Annotated in this window: 12 protein-coding genes and 3 tRNA genes; 13 read left to right on the forward strand and 2 right to left on the reverse strand. The window is 34.2% G+C overall.

What is annotated here, in order from left to right; all coding sequences use genetic code 11:
- The 13 genes from ABD745_RS03875 to ABD745_RS03935 all read left to right on the forward strand — a co-directional run bounded on the left by ABD745_RS03875 (nucleotide 1) and on the right by ABD745_RS03935 (nucleotide 9,065).
- Nucleotides 1–1,680 (forward strand): S8 family serine peptidase, encoded by a 1,680-nt coding sequence (locus ABD745_RS03875; RefSeq protein WP_344825467.1) that lies wholly within the window; start codon nucleotides 1–3, stop codon nucleotides 1,678–1,680.
- Between the two features lie 125 nt (nucleotides 1,681–1,805).
- Nucleotides 1,806–2,300: a hypothetical protein gene (locus ABD745_RS03880; RefSeq protein WP_344825470.1), complete on the forward strand. Its 495-nt coding sequence runs from the start codon at nucleotides 1,806–1,808 to the stop codon at nucleotides 2,298–2,300.
- Between the two features lie 21 nt (nucleotides 2,301–2,321).
- On the forward strand, nucleotides 2,322–3,011 hold the full coding sequence (locus tag ABD745_RS03885; RefSeq protein WP_344825473.1) for a YiaD family glycine zipper/OmpA-like lipoprotein: 690 nt from the start codon (nucleotides 2,322–2,324) through the stop codon (nucleotides 3,009–3,011).
- Nucleotides 3,012–3,118: 107 nt separating this feature from the next.
- Entirely contained in the window at nucleotides 3,119–4,006 is an 888-nt protein-coding gene (locus ABD745_RS03890; protein ID WP_047402398.1) for a decaprenyl-phosphate phosphoribosyltransferase, read from the forward strand.
- Nucleotides 4,003–5,319 carry an FAD-binding oxidoreductase gene (locus tag ABD745_RS03895; protein ID WP_344825478.1) on the forward strand — a complete coding sequence of 439 codons (1,317 nt, stop codon included), beginning with the start codon at nucleotides 4,003–4,005 and terminating at the stop codon, nucleotides 5,317–5,319. Before ABD745_RS03890 ends, ABD745_RS03895 begins: the two co-directional genes overlap by 4 nt.
- 5 nt (nucleotides 5,320–5,324) lie before the next feature.
- Entirely contained in the window at nucleotides 5,325–6,050 is a 726-nt protein-coding gene (locus ABD745_RS03900) for an SDR family NAD(P)-dependent oxidoreductase (RefSeq protein ID WP_344825481.1), read from the forward strand.
- A 6-nt stretch (nucleotides 6,051–6,056) separates the two neighbouring features.
- Nucleotides 6,057–6,644 (forward strand): HAD family hydrolase, encoded by a 588-nt coding sequence (locus tag ABD745_RS03905; protein WP_344825484.1) that lies wholly within the window; start codon nucleotides 6,057–6,059, stop codon nucleotides 6,642–6,644.
- 118 nt (nucleotides 6,645–6,762) lie between these two features.
- Nucleotides 6,763–7,938, forward strand: a complete 1,176-nt coding sequence (locus ABD745_RS03910) for a cysteine desulfurase family protein (protein ID WP_344825487.1) — start codon at nucleotides 6,763–6,765, stop codon at nucleotides 7,936–7,938.
- 86 nt (nucleotides 7,939–8,024) lie between these two features.
- Nucleotides 8,025–8,339, forward strand: a complete 315-nt coding sequence (gene trxA / locus ABD745_RS03915; RefSeq protein WP_047402403.1) for a thioredoxin — start codon at nucleotides 8,025–8,027, stop codon at nucleotides 8,337–8,339.
- Nucleotides 8,340–8,484: 145 nt separating this feature from the next.
- A tRNA-Asp gene (locus ABD745_RS03920) sits at nucleotides 8,485–8,558 on the forward strand.
- 36 nt (nucleotides 8,559–8,594) lie between these two features.
- Nucleotides 8,595–8,668 (forward strand) — tRNA-Asp (locus ABD745_RS03925).
- 37 nt (nucleotides 8,669–8,705) lie between these two features.
- A tRNA-Asp gene (locus ABD745_RS03930) sits at nucleotides 8,706–8,779 on the forward strand.
- 46 nt (nucleotides 8,780–8,825) lie between these two features.
- Nucleotides 8,826–9,065 (forward strand): GIY-YIG nuclease family protein, encoded by a 240-nt coding sequence (locus ABD745_RS03935; RefSeq protein WP_344825492.1) that lies wholly within the window; start codon nucleotides 8,826–8,828, stop codon nucleotides 9,063–9,065.
- An 80-nt stretch (nucleotides 9,066–9,145) separates the two neighbouring features.
- On the opposite strand, the gene ABD745_RS03940 is transcribed toward ABD745_RS03935, so the two are convergent.
- Complete coding sequence (locus tag ABD745_RS03940) at nucleotides 9,146–9,760, reverse strand: response regulator transcription factor (protein ID WP_344825495.1); 615 nt, start codon at nucleotides 9,758–9,760, stop codon at nucleotides 9,146–9,148.
- The gene (locus tag ABD745_RS03945) at nucleotides 9,753–12,746 is read right to left on the reverse strand and encodes a sensor histidine kinase (protein ID WP_344825498.1); all 2,994 of its coding nucleotides are present in this window, start codon (nucleotides 12,744–12,746) and stop codon (nucleotides 9,753–9,755) included. Before ABD745_RS03945 ends, ABD745_RS03940 begins: the two co-directional genes overlap by 8 nt.
- Nucleotides 12,747–12,840: the final 94 nt, after the last annotated feature.

The raw sequence follows: 12,840 nt of genomic DNA on the forward strand, positions 1-12,840 counted from the left end.
ATGAAAAAGGTATTATTAGCTGCTGTTTTTTTAGTGGGATTTAGTTTCTCTTACGCTCAGGAAGCCCAAGGAGTAAAAGCTGACCAAAATGAAAATAAAGATCTTATGACTTGGTATCATAAAGATTTTGCTGCAACAAAAGTTTATGGTATTAATACAGAAAATGCATATAAATTTTTAGAATCTAAAGGTCTTAAGCCAAAAACTGTTTTGGTGGGAGTCTTAGACAGCGGAGTTCAGGTGGATCATCCGGGATTAGTAAAAAACATTTGGACAAATCCTAATGAAGTACCTAATAATGGAAAAGATGATGACGGAAACGGATATATCGACGATATTCACGGATGGAACTTCATTGGTGGTAAAAACGGCGATATAGATGTTGATAATATGGAAGTAACAAGAGTTGTTGCCAAATACAAACCTGTTTTCGAAGGTGATGATTCTACTAAAAACAAAGCAAATCAAGCAAAAATGCCTGAAGATTTTGCAATGTATATGAAAGCTAAAGAATTGTTTAATAAAAACAGTATTGAAGGAAGACAAGGGTTGCAGACCTATACCATGATTAGTGAATTGATCCCGGATATGGTGAGATTATTAGATGGTAAAACTGTTACTCCTGAAAATATTGCTGCTATTAAACCTTCGGTACAGAAAGATGCTATTGCACTTAATGTTTTAGGTCAGGTTGCTCAAAGCCCTGAATTTAAAGGAAAATCTTCGGCAGAATTCGAAAAACTGATGAAAGAGCAAATGAAGGAAGCAATTGACGAATTTGCACCAAAAGCTAAACAGTATGATCTTAGCTATGATCCAAGAAAAGAAATAGTAGGAGATAATTATGATGATTATTCTGAAAAAAATTACGGAAACAACCATTATGAAGGGCCGGATGCAATGCACGGAACCCACGTTGCAGGCATCATTGCAGGACTTCCGAATGGAAAAGAAGTTCAGTATGGGGTAGCTTCAAAAGTTGCAAAAATCATGTCTGTAAGAACAGTTCCAAACGGTGATGAAAGAGATAAAGACGTTGCAAACGCAATCAGATATGCAGTTGACAATGGTGCTAAAGTCTTGAATATGAGTTTCGGTAAACCTGTTTCTCCTGGTAAAAGCGTAGTTTGGGAGGCTTTCAAATATGCTCAGGATAAAGGCGTTCTTTTGGTAAAAGCTGCAGGTAACGAGAATGAAGATGTTGCAGAACATCTTGCTTATCCTACGAACTTCAAAAATGTAACAGATGAAAAACCTTTTGTAAATAACGTTTTGGTAGTTGGAGCAAGTACAAATGATAATAATGCCTTAAGAGCAAGTTTCTCAAACTTCAATAAGAAAATGGTAAATGTTTTCGCTCCGGGACAGGAGATTTATTCTACAGTTCCTCACAATGAATACAAATATTTACAGGGAACCTCAATGGCTTCTCCGGTGGTAGCAGGAGCTGCGGCAGTTTTATTGGCTTATATGCCAAATTTAACGCCGGCTCAGATTATTGAATCTTTAGTAAAATCAAGTAATGCGAGTACAGCAAATCAGTTTGGTGATTTTTCTCAGGCCGGAGGTGTAATTGATTTGAAAAAAGCTGCAGAATATGCTTATACAAATTTTTATAATGGAAAATCAGGTGCTGTAAAAAAGGCTGAAAGATCCGTAAAAAAGACTGTTAAAAAATAACATATCTTCCTGTATTTAAGGTTGAAACATACAAAGTCCGAAAATTTCGGACTTTTTTTATTTTTATTATTCAATTTTGGCACGGTTTTTTATAACTTTATTCTAACAAAATAATAAACAACAAAATGAAAAAGTTACTACTTGCAGGGATGTTGGGAACATCACTTTTTGCAGTGTCTTGTTCCGCCGTTAATAACGCAAAAACAGCCCAAAGCCAAAGATCAGAATTCCTGAAAATGAAAGGAGACTGGCAGATCGTAAGCATTGATTACGATAAAAATTTCAAGGTTAAACCTTTCGATGATGGTGTAGATGCACAATGTTTTGTAGGAAGCCATTGGAGATTAATTCCAAATAACTGGACCGGAGCTTATACTTTAAATGGCGGAGGAACATGTGGAGCAGGATTTACACAGCCGATTAAAGTTGATGTAGTAAGCGGAAATACGTTTAACTTCAAAAAAATTGCCGACGGTACAAAAGCAAAGCAAAATACGGCAGGATATACTTTGACACTGACAAATCAAACTACAGATCAGTTTTCGCTTGAACAAAATATTCCTTTTGACGGAGAAAATGTAAGAGTTGTTTACAACTTTGAAAGAACAGGAATGAAATAATTTAACTCAAATATTACAAAAATGAAATTTACAAAAACATATATCGGAGCCCTTTTCTTATCATCAGCTTTATTGCTTACAAGTTGTGAGGCTGTACAAAATTCTAATCACCAGCAAAGAGGTACAGCAGTAGGTGTTGCATCAGGAGCGGTAATCGGTGGTATCTTAGGAAATAACGTAGGAAAAGGTAAAAATGCAGCATTAGGAGCTGTTTTAGGAGGTATTATCGGTGGTGTTGCAGGTAACGTTATCGGTAATAAAATGGATAAACAGGCAAAAGAAATTAAAGAAACCTTACCTGGAGCTCAAGTTGAAAGAGTAGGAGACGGTATCAAAATTACATTGAATGAAAGTATCGTAAACTTTGATTTTGATTCTTCTAATCTAAAAGCTGCTTCAATTACTAACTTGGATAAACTGGCTCAGGTTCTTATTAATAATCCTGATACCAACATTAATATCTATGGTCACACAGACAGTAAAGGTGCTGATGATTATAATATGAAACTTTCTGAAAGAAGAGCAAACTCTGTAAAAGCTTACTTATCCGGAAAAGGAATTTCTGCAAGCAGATTATTTGCTTTAGGTGAAGGTGAAAGTATGCCGGTTGCTACAAATGACACTGAAGAAGGCAGAGCTAAAAACAGAAGAGTAGAATTTGCAATTACTGCAAATGAAAAAATGATTAACGACGCTCAGCAAGGGCAATAATTATTTAACATATAAATATTTTCTTAAATAACCGCAATAGCGGTTATTTTTGTATTTTTATGGTGGATATTTTTTTAATTCTTATTTTTGCATTTGAAACAACATAAATGAAGAAATATTTTAAGCTGCTCCGCGTGGAGCAATGGGTGAAGAACCTATTTGTTTTTGTTCCTCTATTTTTCTCAGGTAACATCAAAAACCTTGATTTACTTACCAAAAGTATTTTTGCTTTTATCATTTTCTCGTTGGCGGCGAGTGTCGTTTATATTTTAAATGATTACAACGACATTGAGGCAGATAGACAGCATCCCGAAAAAAGAAGGAGGCCGTTGGCAAGTGGTGCCATATCCAAATCACAGGCAATAGGAATTTTTATCGGTCTTATTGCTGCAGATATTGCTCTGGTATTTTTTGCTCAGGCATATTTTCAGGAAAGTCTTTGGAAGTTTGCAACGATCGTAGGATTTTATTTTGTAATGAATCTGGCGTATACTTTTAAGTTAAAACATGTTCCTATTATTGATATTTCCATTATTGCCGTTGGATTTGTTTTAAGAGTTTTAGCCGGAGGTTATATGACGGGAATCAGTATTTCTCAATGGGCAATTTTATTGACTTTCGTGTTGGCATTGGTTTTAGCAATTGGAAAAAGACGTGGAGAGTTAATCAATGCACAGGTTTCCGGAAAGACAAGAAAAGCTTTGGATGGTTATAACGTTCAGTTTGCGGATATTGCACTTTCGATTTCCGTAACATTGGCGATAATATGTTACTTAATGTTTACATTATCACCGGAAGTTCAGGCGAGATTTCATTCAAGAGTTTTTTATACGGTGATCTTTGTGGTTTTTGCTTTTTTAAGATATTTACAGCAGACTTTGGTGTATAACAGAACGGAATCTCCCACCAAAATCGTTTACAGAGACAGATATATACAGGTTACCTTATTGTTATGGGTGGCTGCATTTTTAATTCAAATTTACTTTAAAAAATGAAGCCGAATTTTATACAGAAAGTTACCAACTGGGGAAATTTTCCCATAGTGGAAAAAGAAATGAAGTCTGAAGACAGCTTCAAAAAAATAAAAGAATTTGTAGTCAATAACAATGAAGTTATCGCAAGAGGAAACGGAAGGTGTTACGGAGATGCTTCATTGGGCGAACATATATTTTCAACAAAAAAATTAAATAAATTCATCAGTTTCGATCGTCTGAACGGAATTATCGAATGCGAATCAGGGGTTTTACTTTCAGAAGTTCTGGAAATTTCTGTTCCGCAGGGATATTTTCTTTATGTAACTCCGGGGACGAAATTCGTTTCTGTCGGAGGGGCGATTGCATCGGATGTTCACGGTAAAAATCACCACGCAGAAGGCTGTTTTTCGGAATATGTGATTGAGTTTAAATTAATGATTGAAAACGGTGATATTATCACTTGTTCAAGAGAAGAAAACATCGATAAATTTTGGGCTACCATCGGAGGAATGGGATTGACAGGAATTATTCTTACTGCAAAATTTAAGCTTAAAAATATAGAATCTGAATACATTCGTCAGGAAAGCATTAAAGCGGAAAATCTTGATGAAATTTTCAGGTTATTCGACGAAAGCGAAAGCTGGACGTACACTGTTGCCTGGATCGACTGTCTTCAGAAAGGAAAAGATATAGGAAGAAGTATTTTGATGAGAGGTGAACACGCTTTTCAACATGAACTTCCTCAAAATCTGAAGGAAAAATCTTTAAGATTAAAGAAAAAATTCGAACCGACAGTTCCTTTTTATTTTCCTGGATTTGTTTTAAATGCTTTAACGGTTAAAATTTTTAATCTGCTGTATTATAAAAAACAGGCAAAAAAAGAGGTTAAGAATTTCATCGATTACGAAACATTTTTCTATCCTTTAGATGCCATTCATGAGTGGAACAGAATCTACGGAAAGTCTGGTTTTATTCAATATCAAATGGTAATTCCGAAAGAAACAGGAAAAGAAGGAATGAAAAAAATATTGGAAACTATCGCCAATAGCGGAAACGGTTCATTCTTAGCGGTTTTAAAACTTTTCGGAAAACATAATCCTGAAGCGTATAATTCTTTCCCGGTTGAAGGCTACACATTGGCTTTAGATTTTAAAGTCAATTCAAAATTGAAGAAATTGGTAGATCAATTAGATCAGATTGTTCAGGAGTTCGGAGGCAGAATTTACCTTACGAAAGACAGCATGAGCAGATCTTCCCTGACCAATTATCTTAAAAATACGCAGAGTTCAAAATTTGTGTCTTTACAGCACAAAAGAATCTTAAATAATAATTAACACAAATGATCGTTTTAGGAAGTACATCGGAAGTAGCACAGGCTTTTGTAGAAGAAGCATTGCAGAAAGGAGAAAAGTTTGAAAAGATCTATTTTTTCACCTCCAGCAAAGAGACGACCGAAAGATTTGCAAGACATATTGATGTGAAATTTCTTCAGCAGGCAGAAGTTATCGAGCTTGATTTAATGAAAGAAATCGATTATAATCAATTTGATACTATCAATTCTAATCTGTTATTTTGTGCAACAGGATATTTAGGTGAAGGAACGGAAGAAGGCTTGTATGATAATAAAAATACAGAGCGGATTATTGATATTAATTACTCAAAATTAGTTCCCGTAATGAATTATTTTGCTCAGAAATTCGAAAGCAGAAGATCAGGAACGATCATCGGATTATCTTCTGTAGCGGGAGATCGGGGAAGACAAAGTAATTTTATTTACGGAAGTGCAAAAGCGGCTTTTACAGCTTATTTGAGCGGTTTGAGAAATTATCTTTTCGAAAAGAAAGTTCATGTGATGACCGTAAAACCGGGATTCATGGCAACTAAAATGACGGAAGGTTTACCATTAAATCCGAAATTAACAGCAACTCCAAAACAGGCTGCAGCATGTATTTTTAAAGCTTATAAAAAGCAGAAAAATGTGGTGTATGTTTTGCCGGTTTGGGGAATTATTATGATGATTATCAGGAATATACCTGAATTTATATTTAAAAAATTAAAGCTTTAGTGTAAAATGAAGAAATTGTATTGTTTTGATTTTGACGGAACTCTGACTTACAAGGATACCATGTTTATGTATCTCAAATTCTACGATCCAATAAAATTCCAGGTACAGTTTTTGAAACACGTTCCGCTTTTTGTTTTATTAAAATTAAAACTTGCCGAAACAGAAAAGGTAAAGAAAAGCTTCATCGGTTCTATCTTAAAAGGGCAAACTAAAGAGAAAATTGAAAAAAAATCTAAACAGTTTTTTGAAGAACATTATCCTAAGATTATCAGAGAAAATGCACTCGACTTTATTCAAAATATAGATAGAGATAATACGCAGAGTCTATTGGTAACTGCTTCTCTTGATATCTGGGCAAAACCTTTCGCTGATGCTTTTAAAATGCAGTTGGTTTCTACCAAAGCCGAGTTTCAGAACGGTGTTTTCACGGGAAATTTCATTGGCAAAAACTGTAACGGAAAAGAAAAACTGGTAAGAATAGAAGCTGAAATTAAAGATCATAAATACGACAAAATCATTGCTTTTGGTGATACTTCCGGAGATAAGCCGATGTTGAAATGGGCAAATGAAGGACATTATCAATTTTTTCACTAATTTTGGGTAGTAAAAATAAAAGAATGAAAAGGTTAGTTGGAATCTTCAGATGATAACTGATTTTTCTTTGTTTTTACATAATTACCTATTCCATAGAATTAAAATATTCAAAAGTAAAATGAATAAAATATATTTAGATAACGCTGCAACAACGCCTCTTTCAGATGAAGTTATCGATGCCATGGTTGGAACCATGAAAATGAATTTTGGGAATCCTTCCTCAACACACAGCTTCGGACAAGAAGCAAAAATTCTTATCGAAAATGTCAGAAGACAGGTTGCAGATTATCTTCACGTTACTCCCGCTGAGATCATCTTCACGTCTTGCGGTACAGAATCAAACAATATGATCATCAAATCCAGTGTAGAACATCTTGGAGTTGAAAGAATCATCAGTTCTCCTTTGGAGCATAAATGTGTTTCCGAGAGTATTTTGGATATGAAAAGCAGGAAAGGAGTAGAAGTAAATTACATCCGTCCGAACGAGAAAGGAGATATCGATCTTAATAAATTAGAAGAATTACTGAAATCATCCGACAAGAAAACGCTGGTAAGTTTAATGCACGTCAACAACGAGATCGGAAATATTTATGATATAAAAAAAATCGCAGAATTGTGCAAAGCTAATAATGCACTTTTCCACTCAGATACAGTGCAGACAATGGCTCATATGAATCTGGATTTCTCTGATATTCTGGTTGATTTTGCATCTTGCAGTGCTCATAAATTCCACGGACCGAAAGGTGTTGGTTTTGCTTTTATCAGAAAGTCAAGCGGATTGAAAGGAATTATTACAGGAGGACCGCAGGAAAGAAGTTTAAGAGCGGGAACCGAAAATGTTGCAGGAATCGTAGGATTAGGCAAAGCATTGGAAATTTCTCTTAAAAATATGGAAGCTTATACAAACCATATGCAGGAAATTAAAAGTTATGCTGCAGAAAGGCTTACAGAAGAAATTCCGGGTATTAAATTCAATGGAAGAAGCTCTGAGAAGGAAAATAGTCTTTACACGGTTCTAAGCGCTTTATTACCTTACAAAAACCCATTGATCGGACTTCAACTGGATATGAAAGGAATTGCAATTTCTCAGGGAAGTGCATGTTCTTCGGGAGCTTCAAAGCCTTCGATGGTGATGATGATGGTTTTATCTGAGGATGAGATGGATCATTGTACACCGCTTCGTATTTCATTCAGCCATATGACAACTAAAGAGGATATTGATGCTTTAGTAACGGCTTTGAAAGAAATTTCAAAAGATTTCGTTATAGAAAATACAAATGTTGAGCATAGATAACTCTATTACTCAAAAAGCGTAATTTTGAATATCCAAATTAAGGAAATCATTAAAGAATAATATTAATTTAAAATAAAAGAAACAAAATGGCTTTAGAAATTACAGATAGCTCATTTCAGGAGGTTTTAAAATCAGATAAACCGGTATTAGTAGACTTTTGGGCAGTATGGTGCGGACCTTGTAGAACTTTAGGACCAATCATCGAAGAAGTAGCAACAGATTTCGAAGGAAAAGCGGTAGTTGGAAAAGTAGATGTAGACAACAATCAGGAAATTTCTATGAAGTATGGTATCAGAAATATCCCTACAGTTCTAATTTTTAAGAACGGTGAGGTTGTAGACAAATTAGTTGGTGTAGCTCCAAAAGAAGTGATCGCTGAAAAATTAAGCGCGCACTTATAAAAATAATAAGTTTGATAATGAATGCCTTCCGTTTTTGGAGGGTATTTTTTTTGAAAATAATTTGCAGATAACGAAAAAAGATGTACTTTTGCAATCACAAAAAAGAAACGAAGTTCTTTAATAAGAAACAATATTATAAAAATTTGATCCGGTAGTTCAGCTGGTTAGAATGCCGCCCTGTCACGGCGGAGGTCGCGGGTTCGAGTCCCGTCCGGATCGCAAAAGTTTTTTTCAATTTACTTTTAAAACAAAATTGATCCGGTAGTTCAGCTGGTTAGAATGCCGCCCTGTCACGGCGGAGGTCGCGGGTTCGAGTCCCGTCCGGATCGCAAAAGTTTTTTATCAATTTACTTTTAAAACAAAATTGATCCGGTAGTTCAGCTGGTTAGAATGCCGCCCTGTCACGGCGGAGGTCGCGGGTTCGAGTCCCGTCCGGATCGCAAAATAGAATCCTACAAATAGTTGTAGGATTTTTTTATTTTTAAAATGTATTACGTTTATATTTTATATTCTCCCAGCAGAGATATTTATTATAAAGGTTTTTCCGAGGATGTGGAAAAGCGTTTAGCTTATCATATCAATTCAAAAGGAAAATATACTTCAGGTACGGAGGATTGGAAGATTGTGTATGTCCAAAGTTTTGAATCTAAGACTTTAGCTTTAATAGAGGAAAAGAGGCTGAAAAAACTGAATAGGGTTTCTATTGAGAAACTTATACATGAGTAGAATTTTGTTTAAAAAAAACTAAAAATCCGCATAACTAACACGGATCTTCTATCTATAAATGTGAAAATATCAAAATGTTTTCAATGCAAACACTTATATATTTCTATAAGTTCCGCAATATTAGTAATCTTTAATTTCTCAAAAATTCTTTTCTTAAAGGTACTAACAGTCGATACTTGTACATTAAGATAGGAAGAAATTTCAAGGTTGCCGTTTCCTTTAGCCAGCAATTCAAAAACCTCAAATTCTCTGGTGGTGAGATTCTTTACTTCGGTGGTTTCTTTAGTGCCTTTCATTATAATAGGAATAAGCTCTGGGGGATAGTAGAATCCCGTTTCAAGAATGGTATTTATGGCATTTTTAACGTCGTCTTCGCTGCATTGCTTATTCAGATATCCTTCGGCACCTTTGCGAATGTATTGTAAGGCAATATTCTGGTCAAAAGATGAGAAAATCAGGATCTTTATGTCATTCTGCAGCTCTTTAATTTCCGGGATCATTTGTGTATACTGGGTTCCGGGCATATGGATGTCCAGCATGATGACATCATATTTGCGAGCCAGTAAGCAATTTTTTGCTTCCGGGTAACTTTTAGCAATGTCTATCACCATGTTTGGATAAGCAGACCTTAAAATTGAAACAATGCCAATCGACACTACAAGATGATCATCAGCAATTAAAATTCGGTTATTCATATGTATTTTTTAGGATGATTTTTATAATCGATCCGTGTGGAGTATTTTTATTAAATGTTATTACGGCATTAATTTTTTTAATTAAATGAATGACCATGTGAAGACCAAGCCCGTAATTTTTAAATTGTACAATATCATCTTCATTCGCATGTTCAAAGACTTGTTTATAGTAAATCATTTGTTCATCCGACATTCCGTAGCCTGTGTCAGATATCGTTATTACAATAAAATTATCACTCTGTTCCGTGCTGAGATGTACAGTACCTCCATCTGTATATTTTACTGCATTGTCAAGAAGATTATGAATAATGCACGCAATTATATTTTTATTAATGAAAGAATAAGCTTCGTTTTTATCATCAATAATAATACTGTTTTTTTTAGATTTTGCGATATCGTCAAACAGTCTTTTTTTCGTGATTAATATCTCATTGATTGAATATTTTTCCGTCTGATAGATATTTTCTGTCCTGTAAAGATCAGTGTATTCCTTCAGTTGAAGGGTGAAAGAATACAGTTGTGCAGACGACTGATGAATGGTATCGAAATATTCTTTCTGAATATCAGTATCTTTTTCTTCATTCAGTTTCTGAGACAACAGGGCGATGTATTTTACAGGCGTAGCAATATCATGGCTGATGGCTTCTACAAGCCGTGTCCTGTACTCAGATTCTTTCTGCATGTCATTTTTTACGGTTTCCAGGTGTTTTGAAGTTTCTTTTAATTCATTAGCCATGTGATTCACCTTCGTTTTTAAGGTCGTATTTTTTTTACGTAAAAATTTTGTACGCTTTTGACCTATGTAAATGATAATCAATAATAACAAAAGACCCAGACTTATTTTAAAAGCAGTCGTCTGATAAAAAAGAGGTTTTATTTCAAAAGATATGGTTTTGTATTCATAAGATCCGTCTGGTGAAACCAAGATTCTGAGCAGCAAGGTATAGGTGCCCGTTTCAAGACTTTTTATCGTGTATTTCCGTTCATCTTTGATGGGAATTTGCTGCCAGTCTTTATCTTCACCTTCTATTTTTGCCTCAATTCCTAAATTATATGAATTAGAATAATACGGGATATCAATGAATATATCAGCTTGCTTATAGTTGTTTTCCAACACAAGATGATTTTTGAAATTAATGATCTTTGAATTATTAATTCTCGCTCTTTCAATAAATATATTTTTCCTGTCGGGATAATAAGTTGCAATCGATTTCGGATCAAAAAAAACAAATCCGTCCATTGAAGGAAATACAAATTCTCCATTGTCTAAAGAATAGGCATTGGGTAGTGTTGCTCCATTAAACTCATTGGTCAATAATCCCTCACTTTTAGAAAATCGGTAATAAAATACAGGACTTTTGCTTTTGACAGACTGTAGCAATTGCTTTTTTGAGGCTTTAAATAACCCGTTGTTGGAAGATATCCAATAATAACCATACGGATCCGCAAGAATATAATGAGCAGAACTTAAATAGGCATTTTGATCCAAAGGAATTTTAAATAATTTCTTATCCTTCAACAAAAAAAATCCATGTTTATTGGTCGTTATCCACATCATTTTATCCGGAGTCTGGATAATACTTTTTACGCTGATTCCGCTGGCAAGCTGAGAAATTGTATTGTGGCTGATCGAGATTCTATACAGCCCGTTATTATGCCCAACCAATAAGTCATTTCCGTATTTTAAAAATGAACTCACCAATCCTTTGAATTTAAAAATACAATCTGCTTTTTTTATATGTTTGTTTTTATAAATATATAAGTAGGAGTATTTTAAGTCATACGTTATACTAACAGCTCTTAATGAATCTTTTTCATAAATTCCGCAAAATGTTTTTATAAAAGAAACGGTGTCTCTTACTTTATACTGGGAAGATTTTCGCATTCTCACTAAGACAGAATCTTTTGTAAGCAAAATGTTTTTTGAATCATCATACTGCATAAAATATTTATTATCAGAATCAAAGTGATGATTTTTTACAAGTCCATATTTATTTAATTCGTAACCTGAAACATCAATAATCGTATTCCTGGTAAACGGTAATGAAGCACGTGCCACTTCTTCCACAAATGGAATTTTTTTCTGAGCGGTGAAAAAATTTCCTAAATAGATGATATTTAATCCCTTAATAAGGCTTCCTAAATATAATTTGTTAAAATGTTGATCATAGAAAATGCAATTAAAACGCTGCCTTCCGAAATCTTTATACTTCACCAGAAATTTTAGTTGAAGTTCTTCATGTTGGAGCAGATAAATATCATCATTATTAAGGATAAAAGTCTGATCGGAAATCTGCTGCCAGAATATTCTGGTAGAGGGGTTATTAAGAATGGTAGGTTCTTTTAGAATGGATAATTTCCCTTTATCGATGCGGTATGTGTGCCTTTTTATGGGATCTGTAACATAAAGAACTTCATTATAAACGAAGACATGAGATAAATCGGGATTAGAAAAAGGAATGGAAATCTTTTGCTTTACCTTTTTTTTTTCGATATATAAAATTTCGTTTTTTCTGAAAAAATAATCTCCGGATTTAGTTTTGATAAAATATTGCAAACCGGGATAATACTCTAAACCTATATTTTTTATCAGCCTTTTTTTTAACCTATTTTTTTCTTTTAGAAGAATACTCTCAACCTTATTCAGATTTTTTTGAGGGATTTTATAAACATTTCTTTTGGTGATCAGGATTTTGTTCTCTTCATTGTTATTGCCTATCATGATACTATCGTGAGAGATATTCCCGTGAAAATCTTCAAAATGCAGATTGGTGACAGCTAAATTATTGTATGGGGTAAAGGATAAACCGTCATACCTTACAATACCGTCATCTGTGGAAAGCCAGATAAAGCCGTATTTGTCTTTAATAATGTCTTTAATACTATTTTGAGGAAGGCCGCTATCCATATCATACCAGGACGATGCAATTTGCCCTTCTGCCTGAAAGATTACAAATAGAAAAATAGTAATCAGAAACCTGCTCATGTAAAATATTTTAAATCAATTCTGGTTGTTAGCGAAACAAAATTAACATAATAATTGGATATTTCTGTAGTATTATTTCTACAAGCGTCTCGGC

The organism is Chryseobacterium ginsenosidimutans (assembly GCF_039536845.1).
Taxonomy (GTDB): domain Bacteria; phylum Bacteroidota; class Bacteroidia; order Flavobacteriales; family Weeksellaceae; genus Chryseobacterium; species Chryseobacterium ginsenosidimutans_B.

Bases quoted from the DNA above. Each gene is read 5' to 3' on its own strand.
- ABD745_RS03875 (WP_344825467.1), top strand. From the start codon at position 1: ATGAAAAAGGTATTATTAGCTGCTGTTTTTTTAGTGGGATTTAGTTTC.
- ABD745_RS03880 (WP_344825470.1), top strand. From the start codon at position 1,806: ATGAAAAAGTTACTACTTGCAGGGATGTTGGGAACATCACTTTTTGCA.
- ABD745_RS03885 (WP_344825473.1), top strand. From the start codon at position 2,322: ATGAAATTTACAAAAACATATATCGGAGCCCTTTTCTTATCATCAGCT.
- ABD745_RS03890 (WP_047402398.1), top strand. From the start codon at position 3,119: ATGAAGAAATATTTTAAGCTGCTCCGCGTGGAGCAATGGGTGAAGAAC.
- ABD745_RS03895 (WP_344825478.1), top strand. From the start codon at position 4,003: ATGAAGCCGAATTTTATACAGAAAGTTACCAACTGGGGAAATTTTCCC.
- ABD745_RS03900 (WP_344825481.1), top strand. From the start codon at position 5,325: ATGATCGTTTTAGGAAGTACATCGGAAGTAGCACAGGCTTTTGTAGAA.
- ABD745_RS03905 (WP_344825484.1), top strand. From the start codon at position 6,057: ATGAAGAAATTGTATTGTTTTGATTTTGACGGAACTCTGACTTACAAG.
- ABD745_RS03910 (WP_344825487.1), top strand. From the start codon at position 6,763: ATGAATAAAATATATTTAGATAACGCTGCAACAACGCCTCTTTCAGAT.
- trxA (WP_047402403.1), top strand. From the start codon at position 8,025: ATGGCTTTAGAAATTACAGATAGCTCATTTCAGGAGGTTTTAAAATCA.
- ABD745_RS03935 (WP_344825492.1), top strand. From the start codon at position 8,826: ATGTATTACGTTTATATTTTATATTCTCCCAGCAGAGATATTTATTAT.
- ABD745_RS03940 (WP_344825495.1), bottom strand. From the start codon at position 9,760: ATGAATAACCGAATTTTAATTGCTGATGATCATCTTGTAGTGTCGATT.
- ABD745_RS03945 (WP_344825498.1), bottom strand. From the start codon at position 12,746: ATGAGCAGGTTTCTGATTACTATTTTTCTATTTGTAATCTTTCAGGCA.